This is a genomic window from uncultured Winogradskyella sp. (genome assembly GCF_947498005.1).
In the GTDB taxonomy this organism is placed as follows: Bacteria; Bacteroidota; Bacteroidia; order Flavobacteriales; family Flavobacteriaceae; genus Winogradskyella.
In genome coordinates this window covers 67,463-85,086 of the sequence record NZ_CANMIW010000006.1, presented here as the reverse complement: position 1 = coordinate 85,086, position 17,624 = coordinate 67,463, and the positions used below count along the sequence as shown (strand labels likewise).

Sequence of the window (17,624 nt, the reverse complement as noted above, 5' to 3'; positions counted from 1 at the left end):
CAAATTGAGCTATTGTGTAGAAACACTAAAGTCAAGCCCAAAAAGTCCCTCAAACTTTTTGGGCTTTTTGTTTATTCACGCTTTTCTAAACGACCTTAAGCGAAAGTTTTTAGTATCTTTGAACTTCTTAAATAAAGAATAAAAATATGAGTTTACAAGTAGATATAATGACTGCGATGAAAGCAGCAATGAAGGAAAAAAATCAAACAGCTTTAGCTGCATTGAGAGCTGTAAAGTCAGAGATATTATTAGCTAAGACTTCCGGTTCTGAAGCTGAGTTATCAGAAGAAGACGAAATAAAAATCTTATCTAAATTAGTAAAACAAAGAAAGGATAGTGCTGCGATTTTTGCAGATCAAAACAGAAATGATTTAGCAGAGCCAGAATTGGCACAAGCAGAGGTTATAAGCCAGTTTTTACCAGAGCAACTATCTGAAGAGAAGATAACTGTTGAAGTAATGAAAACCATTGCTGCAGTTGGTGCAGAAGGCATGAAAGATATGGGAAAAGTTATGGGAATAGTAAATAAGAAATTAGCAGGACAAGCTGATGGGAAAACTATTTCTAATATTGTTAAAGCTAAGTTGTCTTAAAATACAAGAATAGGATTCCTGTTTTAACAGGAATTATGGCTGCGTAGTTCAACTGGATAGAATATCAGATTTCGGCTCTGAGGGTTGGAGGTTCGAATCCTCTCGCGGTCACGAATAAATCAAAAAGTTGCACGTCAAATCAAGCTCGCTTGAATTTGTAAGTGCAACTTTTTGATTTTCAAAACAAGTGTTTTAAGCGGCTTAAAAATCATATGAGGCTGCTTTACTATCTATTTCAGCTCAACCTCTAAAATATTAGCCTCTTCTTTATTGGCTTCGTTAGAAATAAATAAACGGCCATCAGTGCTAAAAGTTATACCTTCTGGTTGCGCAAATTTGTGTTTATCTAATTCAAAAACATCTTTTATTTCGCCTTCTGAATTAAGAATTAGAAGTTTCGGGTTTCTGCCATCTATTACATAGATATCCTTCGTTTTAGGGTGCACTGCAATATCAGAAGGACTTAATGTCTCACGAATTTTCTTTTTCTTAAAGTCTTCTAGAATGTTTGCTTTTAAATCAATATTAATGATAGGATTGGCGTCCATTTTTTTAGAGCTAAGCGGAATTTTGTAGATACTTTTAATATGTTTTTTTCCGAAGTCGTAATCTTTTGGTGTGATGAGTAATTGGTCATTCCCTCTATCTAAAGTTAAACTTTCCATGTTATTGTATTGTTTAAAAGAGGTTGCAATTTTAGAGGTTTCAAGATTTTCTGAATCATAATTTTTAACTTCATATATTAATCCATCACTTCTTAGAATGTAAGCGTCATTATCATTTATGGCAATAGCTTCATAATCACCTTTACCAGCAAATTTTATTTCTTTTGTAATAGTTTGTTCTTTAGTGTTGTAAATGAAAACTGTACCAGATTCGTCTTCAACACAAGCAAACATATTAGAGCTAAGCCATACAATACCACTAATTTCGTTAAGCGATTTAGGGAGTTTATATGTGTTTTTAATTGTGTAATTTGAAGATGATTTGTTCTCAACCTTTGTGAGGTTGTTTTTAGACTTCTCAGATATTTTATCTTTATATGTAATAGAAGCAAAGTAAGACAATACAATTACTATAGCAGATAGTATAAGTGCTGATTTCATGGTTTTCATAGTTTTTAATGTGAAAATTTAAAAGTTAGCTTTAGCATTTTTTCACTTAAGGAATGTAGCCAGTAAAGTTGTTCCCAAACCAAGTGGGCTTCTTTATGAGTACTTTCGTTACCTAATTGAATGGCGCCTTCATTAGTAATTTGATTAACGGGAAATATAAAAGGCTCTGGTTTAAAAGTTACTAAATTTTGTTTAAAATCTTCAAAATTAATTTCCTTTAGATGCGAGCAAGCTTTATCTAGGTTATGGTTTATTTTTTCTGAAATAATTTTAAAATCCTCAGAGGCTTTAGCAGTACTATTATTTTGGAAAAATGTACTTAACGATGCTAGTGATGCTAAAAAGCTATGGTTTATTACTACAAGTTGGTAAATATCATCAATATGGTTTTGTTTAGACTCTGGCTCTTGAGCCATACGTTGGAAAGCAGAACTCAAATTAGACATTTGCAAAAAAGCTTCCTTTCTATTAATTTTTAAGCTTGTAGGAATTGGGCCTTTATTAATATAAAATTTACTGATTGATTTAAAGAACTCTGTGTTTCCTTTTACACTGTCTTTTATATGGTCTCCTATCTCCATGAAAGACCATGCAGGCCAAAGCCAACGCATTGCAGTATAGGAAATAACTGCGCCTATTAAAGTATCAATAACTCTAAATTTAATAACGCTGATAATGTTAGGTTCTAAGATGCCATAAATTAATATAACACTTAATGTTATGAATGTAGCGGCTGCTTTATAATTCTTTTGAATCATTGAAAAAGCTACAACAATAGATAATACGCCAAGACCACCAAATACATATGGACCGCTAATTACAAAAACTAAACCTGTAGCTATTACTGCACCAATAACTGTTCCTATAATTCGGTCTTTAGATCGCTCCTTGGTTAGTCCATAACTTGGTCGCATTATAACAATAATGGTAAGAATGATCCAGTATGGATTTTGAAAATCGAAGAACAAGCCAATAGCATAGCCTAGCATAACGGCTACAGCTAATCTTAGGGAGTGTTTAAAAATTGTAGATTTAAAACTTAAGTTTCTTAAGATTATTTTTGGATTGTAATCTCTAGATACAATAAAACGTTTAAGCTTATCATTTTTTATAAAATCATCAGAAGTTAAAACAGGATTACCTAAAAGCCATTTTATCTTTTTAATTTTTTCGAATTGCTTTTTCTGATAATCTAAATAATTCTGTAGCATCAAATAACGTTCGTAGGCCTCAACATCATTTTCATTTTTAAACTTTGAAATATTAAGGTCTAAACTTTTTAAATAATCAGATAGTATTTTATTTGATGAAAATTGTTTTGACTTATTAAGGTTTTTAGAAATATTTCTAAGTTGTTCAGAAAGTCTAGAAATGATATTCTGAAAATCATTCTTAAACATAGGATGCTCTTCAAAGAAATCATCCATTTTATCGTAATTAACAGGATTTGCAATGGCCGTTTCTAAAATGTCTATAAGCTGCCCAAAAACAAGCAAACGCCTACTTTGGTAATTAGATTTCCCTGAGCTTTTTCTTGATAGTATTAGAATTTCACGTAATGTTTCGTGATGCTCTATAAGTTCACTTTGTAAATTTAAAAGTTGAACTTGTAAGTCGCTTCTGTTAGGCTGTTCGCCAATTAACTGTTTTCTAATATCTAAAAAATCTGCAGTGAGAGTAAAGATTTCTGTTAGGATTTCTTCGGTTTGAGCTTTGGGATTAATATAAAACCAAATTGTAGATAATATTAAATACCATAAACCTCCAGCACCAATTAATAATGCGTATTGGTAGACTTCTAATGTCTCCAAGGTGTGTGCAAAACTTAAAACAAGAGCGAGTAAACCAGAGAAACTAATTAAAGATGCCCTAAAACCATAAATTGATATAAAGGCTATGCAAAATGTTAATGTGCCTAAAACCGGAAAGAGTAGGTAATTAGAAATATTAAGATATCCACCAATAAAACTTATCAAAACAACAATTAATGAAGAATATAAAATACCAATTTGTGTATGTCTTAAGTTGCCACTAATGTCGCTTGGAGAGCACCAAAATGCACCGAAGCATATGGCAAGTCCAATTTCTAGTTGATCTACAACGATACCTAAAACAATTGGCGTTGTTACGGCAACACTAATTAATACAGCTTTTGAGAAGTTAGTGCTTTTAAAGAATTCAAGTAATTCTTTGATGTGTTTTGATATAAAATTTATAATTAGATGTATAATTTTCTGGTTCTATGTAAAGATACGATTTGAAAAAGGACACCATGCTTATTAACTATAAAATGCTATAAGTTTAACTATTTCATCATTCTTGTAAGCTGAAAGAATTTTTTGTAATCGTCTGGTATGGTATCAATATTTAGTAATGAACCTTTTTCCATAGGAGGATAAATATCATGATAGGTTTGTACATTATATAGGCCAACTCTTTTGCTAATATGATCTCTTGTAAGCTCTCCTGGATTGTTCAATCCAGCAGCAGCAACAAGTTCTAGGAAACTTTGAATTGTAGCTTCATGATAACGTTTTGCTCGAGGTGCTTTATCTTCTACTACTAAGCCTTTTACTAAGGATGCGTTTTGCGTTGCCACACCAACGGGACAAGTATTAGTGTTACATTGTAAAGCTTGAATACATCCAATAGATAACATCATAGCACGTGCGCTGTTACAACCGTCTGCTCCTAAAGCTATCGCTCGAGCCATATGGAAACCAGTAATTATTTTTCCGGCAACAATGACTTTTATATCTTTTCTTAAGTCGAAGCCAATCAAAGTATCATGAACAAAAATTAAACCCTCTCTTAATGGCATTCCCATAGAGTTGGAGAATTCTACTGGCGCGGCACCTGTGCCACCTTCTCCGCCATCTACGCTGATAAAATCTGGTTGAATGCCAGTGTGTATCATAGCCTCACAAAAATCCATAAACTCTTGTTTTCTCCCTAAGCATAACTTAAAACCTATTGGTTTTCCATCAGATAATTCTCTTAGTTTCTTTATAAAATACATAAACTGTATAGGGTCGGAAAAAGCAGAATGAGATGGTGGAGAATGCACTGCAACGCCAGGTTTTACATGTCTTATTTTAGCAATCTCTTCAGTGTTTTTAGAAGCTGGTAAAATACCACCATGACCGGGTTTTGCACCTTGAGATAATTTTATTTCTATCATTTTAACCTCAGGTCTTAACGCGTTTTCTCTAAAGGTAACTTCGTTAAACGTACCGTCTTCTTTCCTACAACCAAAATATCCTGTTCCTACTTGCCAAATCAAATCACCACCATTTTCTAAATGATAATTACTAATTCCACCTTCGCCAGTATTATGTGCAAAATTTCCCATTTTTGCACCTTTGTTTAAAGCCAAAACGGCATTTTTACTAAGTGAGCCAAAACTCATTGCTGATATGTTTAATAAGCTAGATGAGTAAGGTTGTTTACAATCTTTACCTCCAATAATTAATCTAGGAAACTCACCAATATTCTTCGGGTTTTGCTTTGCATACATAGAATGTTCTAGCCATTCGTAACCAGAATGATATAAATCCATTTGCGTACCAAAAGGCTCAGTGTCATTTTCGCCTTTTGCTCTTCGGTAAATTAAAGATCTAAGTATTCTATTTAGTGGTCTTCCTTGAGTATCTGTTTCCACAAAATATTGCATAATTTCTGGTCGAATAGACTCTAATAGATATCTAAATCTTCCTAATAAAGGAAAATTACGTCTAATGGTGTGTGAGGTTTGCATGATATCAAAAAGACCCATAATAATCAATGGTCCTACTAATAAGAATGCCCATAAAATCGGTTGCCAAATAAAAGCAAAGCCAACAATTGCTAAAACAATAATTACAGAAATGATTAAAAATTGTTCACGTACCTTCATAGAAAATAATATTAGAAAAAATTAGGAAATTATGCTGTCTTAAGAATTCTGACGTAAATATAATAATTATACCACATTAGTAACACGCTCTAATCTTATTAAAGCTATAATAGTTGGTTTATTGCTAATTTGTTTTGATGCGTTTAATTCTGAAAAATTATTGTCTAAATTAAAAATGAAAGTTAGAATAGTTTCCTTATTTTCAACTTTACCTTATTTAATTAAAAATTCGATATTGAATGTTGCTACAAACAGAGCAAGAAATTTTAGAAAGACAATTAATATCCAAATATTTGATTCCAATAGGGATTGTGATAATTGTCCTTTTTATACTTTATAGATTGTTTAAAATTCTTCAAGTATTATATGCCTCTCGTTTTAGTAAGCCCTTGTTTACGCACCTTTATGTGAAGCGGAATATATTAAACGAAACACAGCAAGCTATATTAAAAAAGGAGTATGAGTTTTACAATAAGTTAAAAGATAGTCAGCAACTACATTTTGAACATAGAGTAGCTGTTTTTATAAATGAAAATAAATTTATAGGAAAACAAGAACTTGTAGTAACAGATCATATGAAAGTTATCGTTGCTGCTACAGCTACCATGTTAACTTTTGGTTTTAAAAAGCATAGATTAGATTTAATTGATACAGTTATTATTTACCCAAAGGTTTATTATTCTAGTATTAATGAAGCTTATCACAAAGGGGAGACTAATCCAAAAATGAAAGCTATTGTTTTTTCTTGGGAAGATTTTAATCATGGTTATAAGATAGGAAATGACAACCTAAATCTTGGTATTCATGAATTTGGTCACGCGATACACTTAAATGCTAAAACAAGCAAGGATATAAGTAGTCATATATTTAATAAAGGATTTAATGAGCTTATAACCTATCTGCAAAGTAATGAGAATGTAAGAAAAAACCTGCTAGCATCTAAATACTTTAGAACTTACGCATTTACCAATCATTTTGAATTTTTTGCAGTTCTCCTCGAAAATTTTATTGAGACACCAAATGAATTTAGATCTCAGTTTCCAGAGTTATATAGATACATGAGGCAAATGCTAAATTTTAAATTTGCTGGTTATTAGTTTTTAGTAATTCCTTTTATTTAAACATGTAACAATAGGAAATAAAAAAAAGCGGCTAATGCCGCTTTTTTATGTTTTAAAACTATGAATAATTAATCTTTAGTTACTCTTACTGTTTGAGTATTCTCTCCTGAAGTAATTTTCACTAAATATAAACCTTGCGATAAGTCAGACATATCAATTGAAGAATTAGTGATATCATTTTTAGTATAACTTGCAACACTTTGACCTAATAGGTTAAAAACAGTAACGCTATCAACATCTTGTGAAGATTTAATGTTTAATAAACCTGAAGTAGGATTAGGGTAAACAGCAAAAGTTTCGTTTGTATTGAAGTTATCTTCAACGCCAAGAACTGTGTCAGTTGTGAAACTCCAAACTGAGGTTCCAGTGGTAGTTCCAATACAATTAGTTACATCAATACTCCAAAAATAAGTAGTGTTAACAGCTAAACCTGTAATTGTTCCGCCATTAGGGAAATTTTCTAGTGGAGTTGTTGGAGGGTTAGATGTACCAATATTTAAAGTATAACTTTCGCTATCGCTTCCTGAGTCAGTCCAGCTAAAATCATAAGTTCCGTCTGGTGCTTCAATCGCAACAGCAGTAGCTCCATCCGCAGGAGAAGGTGCTGTTGCTGGTACACTTGGTGCAGCTGTTTCAGCACAGGCTTCCGTTGTAAATGACCAAGTTGCGCAACCGGTAGCTGCTGCAAAACAATTTGTTGGTACCACTTGCCATGTATATGCTGTTCCATAGTCAAAACCAGTAAAGGTAACTCCAGATTCTCGTGATCCTTGAGAAAAGTTATTTATAAATAATTCATAAGATTCCGCGTCTGGATCTGTATTCCACTCAAAAGTTACAGCACCTCCAGTACCTACAGTTGCAGATGGATCTGCATCTACAGGTGAAATTTCAGTAACACAATTTGGTGCAACAGTGTAACTACAAACACATGAAGTACATTGTATTGTAGTAACTGTATTCCCTGAGTTTTGAGTGCCACAGGCAGCGTCTAAATGCCAAAAAATTGTAATTCCAGTTACACCAAATCCAGCGGTAAATGAAACACTACCAGCTCCGTGGCCTATGACTGTACCATCAGAAGTATTTGTAACAGTAATATACATTGAAGGTGTAGCGGTAACTGTATAGTCTGAACCAACTTGAACTCCTTCAATTACTGAAAATTCGGCGTTAGGCCAATTATTAGATGCGATAGCTTCTTCACCTCCTGTATTCGCTAAAGTAACAGCTGATGCTGGCCATTGACCACCAGTACTTGTAGTACATTGACCATATGATATTGTGGCGAATGCTAAACAAAAAATAAATAATAAGGTAATTTTTTTCATGTGTTAAAAATTTTGGATTAATGCTATAAAGTTACAAATATTTGTGAGCCATAAATGTTAAAGTTACATTATTGAATTTTTCGCAATAAAGAATAGTCATTATTTGTAGTTTTGTGAATTAAGTCATCATTTATAGATAAATGAAAATAACCGAACAAATAAAACAACCTATTGCCTACGAGATGGATCTTTTTGAACAAAAGTTTCAACTCTCCATGGCAAGTAAAGTTGCACTTCTTAATCGGATTACACATTATATAGTTAACAGAAAAGGAAAACAAATGCGACCTATGTTTGTTTTTTTAGTTGCTAAAATGATGAATAATGGTGAGGTAAGTGAACGTACTTATAGAGGCGCTTCGGTTATTGAGTTAATTCATACAGCGACGTTAGTCCACGATGATGTTGTAGATGATAGTAATAGAAGACGTGGTTTTTTCTCTATTAATGCACTTTGGAAAAATAAGATAGCGGTTTTAATTGGAGATTTTCTGCTGTCTAAAGGATTGTTGTTGTCAATTGACAATAATGATTTTGATTTACTTAAGATTATTTCTGTCGCAGTACGTGAGATGAGTGAAGGTGAATTATTGCAGATAGAAAAAGCCAGACAGTTAGATATTACAGAGGATATATATTATGAAATAATAAGGCAAAAAACAGCAACTTTAATTGCAGCTTGTTGTAGTCTTGGTGCTGCCTCTGTTAAGCCTAACACTCCAGAAGTGGAAACTATGAGAAAGTTTGGTGAGCTAATAGGCATGGCTTTTCAAATAAAAGATGATTTATTTGATTATGGTCAAGAAGCGATTGGTAAACCAACAGGTATTGATATTAAGGAGCAGAAAATGACACTACCTTTAATATATGTCTTAAACAACTGTACTAAAAAAGAGAAATCGTGGTTGATTAATTCGGTAAAAAATCATAACAAAGATAAACAACGAGTTAAGCAAGTTGTCACTTTTGTAAAAGAAAATGGTGGACTTGATTATGCGGTTTCTAAAATGAAAATGTTTCAAGAGGAAGCGTTATCCTTATTAGCAACTTACCCAGAATCTCCATACAGAGCATCTCTTAAGCTCATGGTGGATTATGTTATTGATAGAAAAAAATAATATAAAACACTGTAAAACAGTATATTAAAAATTAATTTAATTTTTTTAACTCTCCAGGCAACCCTTGGATAAAGAATTGCGTCTTTATAAATAGAAAGGCATCTGTAAACAATCAGTACTTATTACAATCAATGAAAGTTATTCAGCTTCATAAAAACGAAAAGAAACTTATAGAACGTGCAGCGAAACAAAATCGTGAAGCACAGCATGTCTTATATGAGTTGCATGCGCCAAAAATGTTAAGTGTATGTAGGTATTATATAAAAGATGTACATCAGGCAGAAGAGGTAATGCTAAATGGTTTTTTTAAAGTATTTAAATACTTAAAATCATTTAAAAATGAAGGAAGCTTTGAAGGTTGGATAAGGCGAATAATGGTTCGCGAATCTATTTCGTATTTAAGACAGAAAAAGAAAATAGAGTTTGCTGTAGAAGATGATTACTTAGAACATGATTCTTCAAATAATATCAATTCAAATATAGAAGTTGCAGAAATACAACAAGTAATAGATAGTTTGCCAGAAGGTTACAGAATGGTATTTGTAATGTATGCGATAGAAGGGTACAAGCATCAAGAAATAGCAGAATTACTAAAGATTTCTGAAGGAACGTCAAAATCGCAATTGTTTAAAGCACGTCAAATGCTACAGAAAAAAATTAAAGAATTAAATAACAACAGTTATGGCTCCAATTAAATTTGAAGAAAACATAAAAGATAAGTTAGAAAAAAGAATCTTATCGCCATCACAAGGTGGTTGGTCTAAATTATCTGATCGATTAAATGAAGATCAAAAAAAATCAAAAAAACCATTGTATTGGTGGTTAAGTATTGCTGCAGGCTTATTGCTTATGATGGCAATTGCGGTTCAATTTTTTAATACAGTAGATTCAGATAAAAATCTTCCACAATTTGTAAATGAAGACAATAATGAAGTTGAAATAAATAAAAGTGAAATTCAGCCAAATAAAAACGCTATTGAATTAGTTGAGCACGAAAAAGTTGTAGAGGTAAAACTAGAAAAATCAGAAATATTACCAGAGCTAAACAACTCAAATCATAATGATTTTAAGAAGGTAATAAAAGGCCAAGCTACAATTGATTCTAAACTCGCGTCTCATGACAATAGCGAAGAAACTGAAAGTGTCACTGTAAAAAATAAGGTGATTAAAAAAGAAGAACAGAATATTATAGATAATGCTATGTTGAAAGAGGCTCTAGCTGTGGCAATGCAAGAATTAAAAAGTGAACAGCCTGAAGTAAGTGATAGAGAAATAGATTCCTTATTAAAAGTAGCAAGTAAAGAACTATTTAAAGAAAATATTAAAAGTGAATCCATTAAGGTTACAGATGTGGAAGCCTTATTAATAAGTGTAGAGGATGAAATGGGGCAATCTTTTAGAACAAAAGTCTTTGAAGCTTTAAAGGATAGTTATAATACAGTAAAAACAGCAGTTGCAGATCGAAACAACTAAAATCATCAAATCAAAATAAATCATCATTAATCAAAAAACGAACAGTCATGAACACAATTACAAAGCTATTAGTATGCCTAATTTTAAGCATTACAATATCACATTTACAAGCACAAACAAAGGATTTAGATTCTATTAGAAAGGAAAAAATAGATTACAAAATTGTTAAATTAGAAGAAGAAAGGTCTCAAATTGAAGCACAAGAAAAAGGAGCTTTAAAGTTAAAAATTCAAAAAATCAATGATAGGTTAGATGCCGATGAAATCACAGCTGCAGAAGCTGAAAACCTAAAGAAAGAAGCTGCAAAGGTAGCTGTGCTAAATATTGAAAACAGAACGGTTATTATAGATAAGCAAATTGCTTTACTAAAGCGTAATGGCTATGATGCTTATCAATATAGAAGCGACGATGACGAGAAGGTAGAATTAAACATTGGATCTAATGGTTTGCATATCAATATAGGGTCTGAGGATAAAGCTCCTAAGTACGATCTTAGAACCACTAATAAATTACTTTTTGCTATAGGCTTCAATAACACATTAATTGATGGCGAAAACTTAGACGATTCTCCATATAAGATTGGAGGTTCTGGTTTTGTAGAGTTGGGTTGGCTATGGCAAACACGTCTTTTTAAAGACTCTAACTTTATGAGAGTGAATTATGGGTTTTCATTTCAATGGAACAAATTGAATATGAAGGATAATCAATATTTTGTACAATCAGAAGATGTAACGTCATTACAAGAATTTCCAGTAGATCTCGATAAAGCACAATTTAGAGTAACTAATTTAGTGTTTCCGCTTCACTTAGAATTTGGACCATCTAAAAAAAGAGAATATGAGAATAAAATAAGGTATACAACGGAAAACCAATTTAAATTCGGGATTGGTGGTTATGGAGGTTTAAGACTCGGTACATTGCAAAAATTGAAATATAAAGAGAATGGAGATCGTGTTAAGGATAAAATCAGAAAAAATTATAACACGTCTAATTTTGTATATGGTTTAAGTGCATATGTAGGTTATGATGATATATCACTTTACGTAAAATATGATCTGAATCCATTATTTAAAGACCAAGCAGTAGATCAGAATAATATTTCTGTTGGATTACGTTTTGATTTAGATTAACCAATCAATTTAGTTGAGATTAAAAGCCTAAATCTATTATTAGATTTGGGCTTTTTATTTTTACTGCTGAATTTGATTAATAGGTTTAAGATGAACAAACTTATGTACAATTGTATCTCCCAAAACTTCCCATTGCCTAAATCCTAGTGGTCTATCATCTAGATTTTTACTTGTGGCTTCACCACTTACTAGTTGAATGTTCTCATAATTATTGATGGTTAACTTATGTGTATGACCAGATAAATATGCTGCAACATTATTGTTCTTAAACAATTCTAATATTTCTTTCCTTTTATCCAAAGGTAAATTAAAATAATGTTCTTCTTCGTTAGGTGTCTCTGTAAACAAAGGATAATGACCAATTACAAATACAGAATGTTGTTCTTTTTTATGACTCTCAAGTTTGTTTTTAAACCAGTTGTAATGCTTTTCAGATTCATTTTCAACATCAACTTTAAGTAGTTGGGTATTTATAACGACAAAAGCATTGTTTTTGTGTTTAAAATCATAGTAATCTTTGCCAATAGTATTTCTATAAAAACGAAGTGTTGAGTCATTTGGGATATTACCTACATCATGATTGCCAGCAGCTACATAACAAGGTGTTTTTAATTTTTTCAAAATGTTTTTAAATTCAACATAGCTACTGTCAGTAGCGTCGTTAACAAGATCACCACAAATGACTACAAAATCATGGTTTAATTCATTTATTTGAGATACAGCTTGTTTAAAAGTAGCAATATCATGTTCATAACCACCCATTCCTAACTGTGTATCGCATAATTGAATGAAAGAAAAGGGTTCAGCCCTTTTTGTTGTGCAAGAAATGTAGATTAATGATAGGCTTACAGCGGCAAAATAAAGCCTAAGAGAAGTTGCGTTGTATTTAGATTTCATTCTATTTAAGTTCAAAATATGAAGTTAAAGTTATATAATATGAATGTGATAATACATTAATTTATATTGGTTTTTATAAATTAGATCATCTTACGTTAATTCTTGGCGTCTAAAGCATCTTTATATTCAATATCATCATCAACAACACCTTTAAAGGCTTTTATCCAGGCATTTTCTAAAATGTTAAGGACACTAGGTAGAACTCCTGTTTTAATTTGAGTAAGATCGCCTTCAATAGGTATTTTTGTGGCTAAGGTATCAGTCTTTTGATTCTTTAAAATGAATTTAAAAAAACCAACAAAACCTTCCCATAAAACGCTAAGGAAACTGTCCTCTTTACTTATTAGTTTAGAATCGGTTACTAAAGGTTTCATATAGCCTTTAAGATAACCGTCTGCAATTGCTATTTCACTAAATAGCTCAAATGTTCCAGATTTAAAATCAATGCCTGCGTAATGTTTTGTAAACGGATTTAAAGCAGTGACATCAGCTGCTTTTAGGCCAAATTCAATATTCATATCTGGTATTTCCTTTATCAGATTAATATTGCCATCTAAAGTGACCATTCCATTTCCAATAGAAGTCGCGGTTGCATAAATGGGAGAAGGTAAAGTGTGCTCTTTAGAAGATACGTTTCTCAAATTTTTTGCAGTTAAATTTAATTTGTTGAAATGTAAATCAATATTAGGATCGGCCTGCAATTCTACAAACGCCATCTTTCCGTTATGAATTTCAAAATTATTAATATCAATAGGTACTAAGTCGGTTAAGGCTTCTGTCCAATCATCAGAATCTGCAGTTTTTCCTTCCGTTTGTTGGTCTTCCATAACATATATAATTTCAGGATTGGTCATGATAATCTCACTCACAATTTCTCCTTTAAATATTGATTTCCACTGTATAGATATGTCTGTTTTGGGGAAATTAAGAAAAGGCACTTCTGTTTTAGCATTAACCTTATTAAGATATAAGTCCTCAATAACATAAGCACCTCGTAATAGTGAAATGTCTATATCTTTAACTTTACCAAAATATCCAGGAAGATCAGCCAAGACTTTATTAACTTCATCTTTAACAAAATAGGGCAAATAAATTCTTAAGGCTATTAGAGTAGTAATTATAATTATAGGAAGGGTATACCTCTTTTTCTTATATATTTTACGTTTGTTATGAGAGTCTGAAGACTTCGTTTTAGTGTTTTCCGCGGCATTATTCATATTTTAAATATAGTAAATAGATGTATGTTCCTAGTTTCAATTATCTATTGTTTAACATATGAGCGGTTACAGTTTGATTAATTATCAATTTATCTTCTTAAATTTGCAGACTATTTAATACCCAAGATATTTGATTTCACAAAGTTCCATAGCACAAGTTTTTGAAACCGCTCGCGTAGAAGAGGTTATTGGCGATTTTGTACAATTAAAAAAATCTGGTAGTAATTTTAAAGGACTAAGTCCATTTAGTGAAGAGCGTTCACCAAGTTTTATGGTTTCACCTGTAAAACAAATATGGAAAGATTTTTCGAGTGGAAAAGGAGGGAATGCTGTGACTTTTTTAATGGAACATGAGCATTTTACATATCCTGAAGCTATAAAGTATTTAGCAAAAAAGTATAATATTGAAATTGAAGAAACAGAACAAACTGACGAGGAAAAAGCGCAGGCTGATACCAGAGAAAGTTTGTATTTGGTAAGTGAATATGCCAACACTTATTTTCAAAAAGTATTACATAATAGTAATCAAGGTAAGGCAATTGGCTTGAGTTATTTTAAAGAGCGTGGCTTTACAGAAGAAACGATTAAAAAGTTTCAATTAGGATATTCGTTAGATGAGTGGCAAGCCTTTACTGATGATGCTTTAGGAAAAGGTTATAATATCAATTTTTTAGAGCAAACAGGTTTAACTATTGTAAAGGGCGAAAAGCGTTTCGATAGATTTAAAGGTAGAGTTATGTTTCCTATTCATAGTATGAGTGGAAGAATTCTAGGCTTTGGAGGACGTATTTTAGTGGCAGATAAAAAAGCAGCTAAATATCTTAACTCTCCTGAAAGTGAAATATATCACAAAAGTAAAGTTTTGTATGGTTTGTATCACGCCAAACAGAGTATTGCTAAAGAAGATAATTGTTATTTGGTAGAAGGTTATACAGATGTTATTCAATTTCATCAAACCGGAATTACCAACGTGGTTTCCTCTTCTGGAACTGCTTTGTCTTCAGATCAAATAAGGCTAATTAATAGACTTACTAATAATATTACAGTACTATTTGATGGAGATGCAGCAGGTATAAGAGCTTCCATTCGTGGTATAGATTTAATTCTAGAACAAGGTGTTAATGTAAAAGTATGCACATTTCCAGACGGTGAAGATCCTGACAGTTTTTCAAAATCAAATACATTAGAAGAACTTACGGAATACCTCAATGCAAATGCAAAGGATTTTATTCAGTTTAAAGCGTCATTATTGGTAAAAGAAGCGAACAATGATCCTATTAAGAAAGCAGAGACTATTAGAGAAATTGTAAATAGTATTGCACTTATACCAGACCAGATAAAGCGTGAAATCTATATACAAGAGTGTGCTCGAATTATGGATATAAGTGAAACTGTACTTTTTAGTACGTTAGCACAGATAAATAAAAAAGAGACTCAAGACGCTAGTAAGAGTCATAAGCAAGAACAACAAGCATTTCAGGTTGTGAAAAATGAACAAAAGCCTAAGCAAAAGGTAGATGTTCAGTTTGAGTTAGAACGTAAAATTATTGAAATTCTGATGTTGTATGGTGAAAGAACAGAACAATTTGAGGACTTAATATTAAAGGAAGATGAGGCTTCAGGAGATTTAGTTTTAGAGCCTACTCAACACGAAACAAGAGTGTTCGAAAAAATATATCTAGACCTTCAAGAAGATGAAATGCAATTTTCTAACCCTCAGTTTAAGGCTTTATATTATTCTATTATTGATAAGTTGAATGTTGATGAGAATTTTTCAACTAAAAACTTTGTAAACCAACTCGATCAAGAAGCTGCAAGTTTAGTTACAAGCATTTTAATGGAAGATGAAAGATATAATCTACACGATTGGGAGCGTAATCAAATTGTGCCTAAAGAAAAGAAGGATGCAGTTTCTCAACTGGTAAGTCAAACGATCTTAAGTTTAAGATGTCATCTTATAGATCAAAAAGTGGCAGAATATAAAAATGAAACATTAAACGAAAACGCGGATACGAGATCCATTATAGAAGATGTTAAAGATTACGTAGGACTTAAGATGTTATTGTCTCGTAAGTTGGGTAAAGTTGTTGGCTAAAAACATAAAAAAAAATGCCACGTAAAGTTACATGACATCTGTTATTTCTATTATTATAATCTAAGCTAAATTATGGTGTTTAGCTTGGTGAATTAAGTCTACAATGTTGGTTACATTAAGTTTTTTAAACAAGCGTGCTTTATAAGTACTTACTGTTTTTTCATTGATATCTAATTCTTGCGCAATTTCCTTATTCTTACGACCAATGGATAATAGTTTTAAAACTTCAACCTCTCGTGTTGATAGTTTTTTAAACATTCTACTTCTGCTTTTTCTAGTGTCTTCATAACGAAGGTGCTTATCCATTTTTTCACTAAGTGAAGTCTCACCAGCATGAATTTTTCGGACAGCAGTTTCTATAGCTTCGACTTCAGCAGTTTTATTTAAATAACCAGATGCACCTGCTTTTAGTGTGCTTATGGCGTAAATTTCTTCGGGTTGGTGGCTAAACATTAATACATTTACAGACTTGTATTCTTTTTTTATAGCTCTAAGTGCAGTTATTCCATTAAGTTCTGGAAGATCTACTTCAGATATAATAACATCTACTTTATTACGTCTAACAAATTCAAATATTTCAATTCCGCTTTCTAAACTTCCTATTACTTTAAGGTCTGGCTTGCTGTTAAGATATAGCTCTAATCCCTTGCGTATAATGGGATGATTATCAACTAGTAAAATATGTATCATTACTATTGTATTTTATTTGGTTGGTTAGGATTATTAATAATTTAATAGGCTATAATCAATACAATGTGTAGATTCAATTAGGTAAAAATAGTGAAAAATTGATTAATTTCACTATTTAGTATATTAAAACGCAAAATTTATTTTAAATTATTAGGGATTTCGCAAACTGGTATGGCGACCATTTTATGTTTGTTAGAGTTATTATATCTAGAAAAGATTTCATAAACTTCTCGTTGTCTTCCTTCAAAATCATTTGCTGATTTTCCTTCGTCTTTCATTTGCATTGCCCATTCTAATTCTGGGTAAGAAGCTCCAATTTGATCTTCATCACTTCGTGCATCACCAAATAATCCATCACTAGGCGCTGCATTCATTATAGATTCTGGCACTTTTAGATAGGATCCAATTTCATATACTTCAGACTTTAATAAATCTGCAATCGGACTTAAGTCAACTCCACCATCTCCATATTTAGTATAAAACCCAACACCAAAATCTTCAACTTTGTTCCCTGTGCCTGCAACTAAAAGACCTAAAAGACCAGCGTGATAATACAACGTAGTCATTCTTAAACGCGCTCGCGTATTTGCTAAAGCCATATTTACAATTGCTTCCTTACCATCTAAATTTACTTCTGTTTTGAATTCTTCAAACACAGGTGTTAAGTCTACTCGTGCATCTTTAACGTTAGGAAAACGCGCTTTTAATTGAGCAATATGCTCTTGTGCTCTTGTAACGTGGCTAGCGGCTTGGTGAATTGGCATTTCAATACAGAGAAGATCTAAACCTGTTTTTGCACAAAGAGTTGAGGTTACGGCAGAATCAATTCCGCCCGAAATTCCTATTACAAAACCATTAACACCAGCTTTAGTGGCATAGTCTTTTAACCAATCTACAATATGATTTACAATCTTTTCTGTCTGCATAATTTTTGAGTTTTTATAACAAA

General features: G+C 32.0%; 15 protein-coding genes and 1 tRNA gene. 8 read left to right on the top strand and 8 right to left on the bottom strand.

Features of this window, described 5'->3' with window-relative positions; translation table 11 throughout:
* Window positions 1-146 precede the first annotated feature (146 nt).
* Window positions 147-593 (top strand): GatB/YqeY domain-containing protein, encoded by a 447-nt coding sequence (locus Q0891_RS11940; protein ID WP_299101876.1) that lies wholly within the window; start codon window positions 147-149, stop codon window positions 591-593.
* 37 nt (window positions 594-630) lie between these two features.
* Window positions 631-704, top strand: a tRNA-Arg gene (locus tag Q0891_RS11935).
* Window positions 705-823: 119 nt separating this feature from the next.
* Here the strand turns inward: Q0891_RS11935 and Q0891_RS11930 are convergent.
* The 3 genes from Q0891_RS11930 to Q0891_RS11920 form a co-directional block, all read right to left on the bottom strand.
* Window positions 824-1,699, bottom strand: coding sequence for an SdiA-regulated domain-containing protein (locus Q0891_RS11930; RefSeq protein WP_299101875.1), 876 nt, complete (start codon window positions 1,697-1,699; stop codon window positions 824-826).
* Between the two features lie 14 nt (window positions 1,700-1,713).
* Window positions 1,714-3,684: an FUSC family membrane protein gene (locus tag Q0891_RS11925; RefSeq protein WP_299101874.1), complete on the bottom strand. Its 1,971-nt coding sequence runs from the start codon at window positions 3,682-3,684 to the stop codon at window positions 1,714-1,716.
* Between the two features lie 329 nt (window positions 3,685-4,013).
* A complete protein-coding gene (locus Q0891_RS11920) occupies window positions 4,014-5,603 on the bottom strand; it encodes an FMN-binding glutamate synthase family protein (RefSeq protein WP_299101873.1) in 1,590 nt (529 codons plus the stop codon).
* Between the two features lie 407 nt (window positions 5,604-6,010).
* On the opposite strand from Q0891_RS11920, the gene Q0891_RS11915 reads away from it, so the two are divergent.
* Window positions 6,011-6,700: a zinc-dependent peptidase gene (locus Q0891_RS11915; RefSeq protein WP_299101871.1), complete on the top strand. Its 690-nt coding sequence runs from the start codon at window positions 6,011-6,013 to the stop codon at window positions 6,698-6,700.
* 92 nt (window positions 6,701-6,792) lie between these two features.
* Here Q0891_RS11915 and Q0891_RS11910 read toward each other — a convergent pair whose 3' ends face one another.
* Window positions 6,793-8,055, bottom strand: a complete 1,263-nt coding sequence (locus Q0891_RS11910; protein WP_299101870.1) for a T9SS type A sorting domain-containing protein — start codon at window positions 8,053-8,055, stop codon at window positions 6,793-6,795.
* Between the two features lie 140 nt (window positions 8,056-8,195).
* On the opposite strand from Q0891_RS11910, the gene Q0891_RS11905 reads away from it, so the two are divergent.
* From Q0891_RS11905 to Q0891_RS11890, 4 genes are all read left to right on the top strand, one after another.
* Entirely contained in the window at window positions 8,196-9,173 is a 978-nt protein-coding gene (locus tag Q0891_RS11905) for a polyprenyl synthetase family protein (RefSeq protein ID WP_299101868.1), read from the top strand.
* 131 nt (window positions 9,174-9,304) lie between these two features.
* A complete protein-coding gene (locus tag Q0891_RS11900) occupies window positions 9,305-9,868 on the top strand; it encodes an RNA polymerase sigma factor (RefSeq protein WP_299101867.1) in 564 nt (187 codons plus the stop codon).
* Window positions 9,855-10,646, top strand: a complete 792-nt coding sequence (locus Q0891_RS11895; protein WP_299101866.1) for a hypothetical protein — start codon at window positions 9,855-9,857, stop codon at window positions 10,644-10,646. The genes Q0891_RS11900 and Q0891_RS11895 overlap by 14 nt, the downstream gene beginning before the upstream one ends.
* Before the next feature lie 47 nt (window positions 10,647-10,693).
* Window positions 10,694-11,776, top strand: coding sequence for a hypothetical protein (locus Q0891_RS11890; RefSeq protein ID WP_299101865.1), 1,083 nt, complete (start codon window positions 10,694-10,696; stop codon window positions 11,774-11,776).
* 60 nt (window positions 11,777-11,836) lie between these two features.
* Here the strand turns inward: Q0891_RS11890 and Q0891_RS11885 are convergent, their stop codons facing one another.
* Both Q0891_RS11885 and Q0891_RS11880 read right to left on the bottom strand, forming a co-directional pair.
* On the bottom strand, window positions 11,837-12,673 hold the full coding sequence (locus tag Q0891_RS11885) for a metallophosphoesterase (RefSeq protein ID WP_299101864.1): 837 nt from the start codon (window positions 12,671-12,673) through the stop codon (window positions 11,837-11,839).
* 95 nt (window positions 12,674-12,768) lie between these two features.
* Window positions 12,769-13,890 carry a DUF748 domain-containing protein gene (locus tag Q0891_RS11880; protein ID WP_299101862.1) on the bottom strand — a complete coding sequence of 374 codons (1,122 nt, stop codon included), beginning with the start codon at window positions 13,888-13,890 and terminating at the stop codon, window positions 12,769-12,771.
* A 130-nt stretch (window positions 13,891-14,020) separates the two neighbouring features.
* Between Q0891_RS11880 and dnaG the strand changes: the two genes are divergently transcribed.
* Window positions 14,021-15,985: a DNA primase gene (gene dnaG / locus Q0891_RS11875; RefSeq protein ID WP_299101860.1), complete on the top strand. Its 1,965-nt coding sequence runs from the start codon at window positions 14,021-14,023 to the stop codon at window positions 15,983-15,985.
* Between the two features lie 60 nt (window positions 15,986-16,045).
* Here the strand turns inward: dnaG and Q0891_RS11870 are convergent, their stop codons facing one another.
* Complete coding sequence (locus Q0891_RS11870; RefSeq protein ID WP_299101857.1) at window positions 16,046-16,675, bottom strand: response regulator transcription factor; 630 nt, start codon at window positions 16,673-16,675, stop codon at window positions 16,046-16,048.
* A gap of 137 nt (window positions 16,676-16,812) precedes the next feature.
* Window positions 16,813-17,601 (bottom strand): NAD(+) synthase, encoded by a 789-nt coding sequence (gene nadE / locus Q0891_RS11865; RefSeq protein WP_299101856.1) that lies wholly within the window; start codon window positions 17,599-17,601, stop codon window positions 16,813-16,815.
* Window positions 17,602-17,624: the final 23 nt, after the last annotated feature.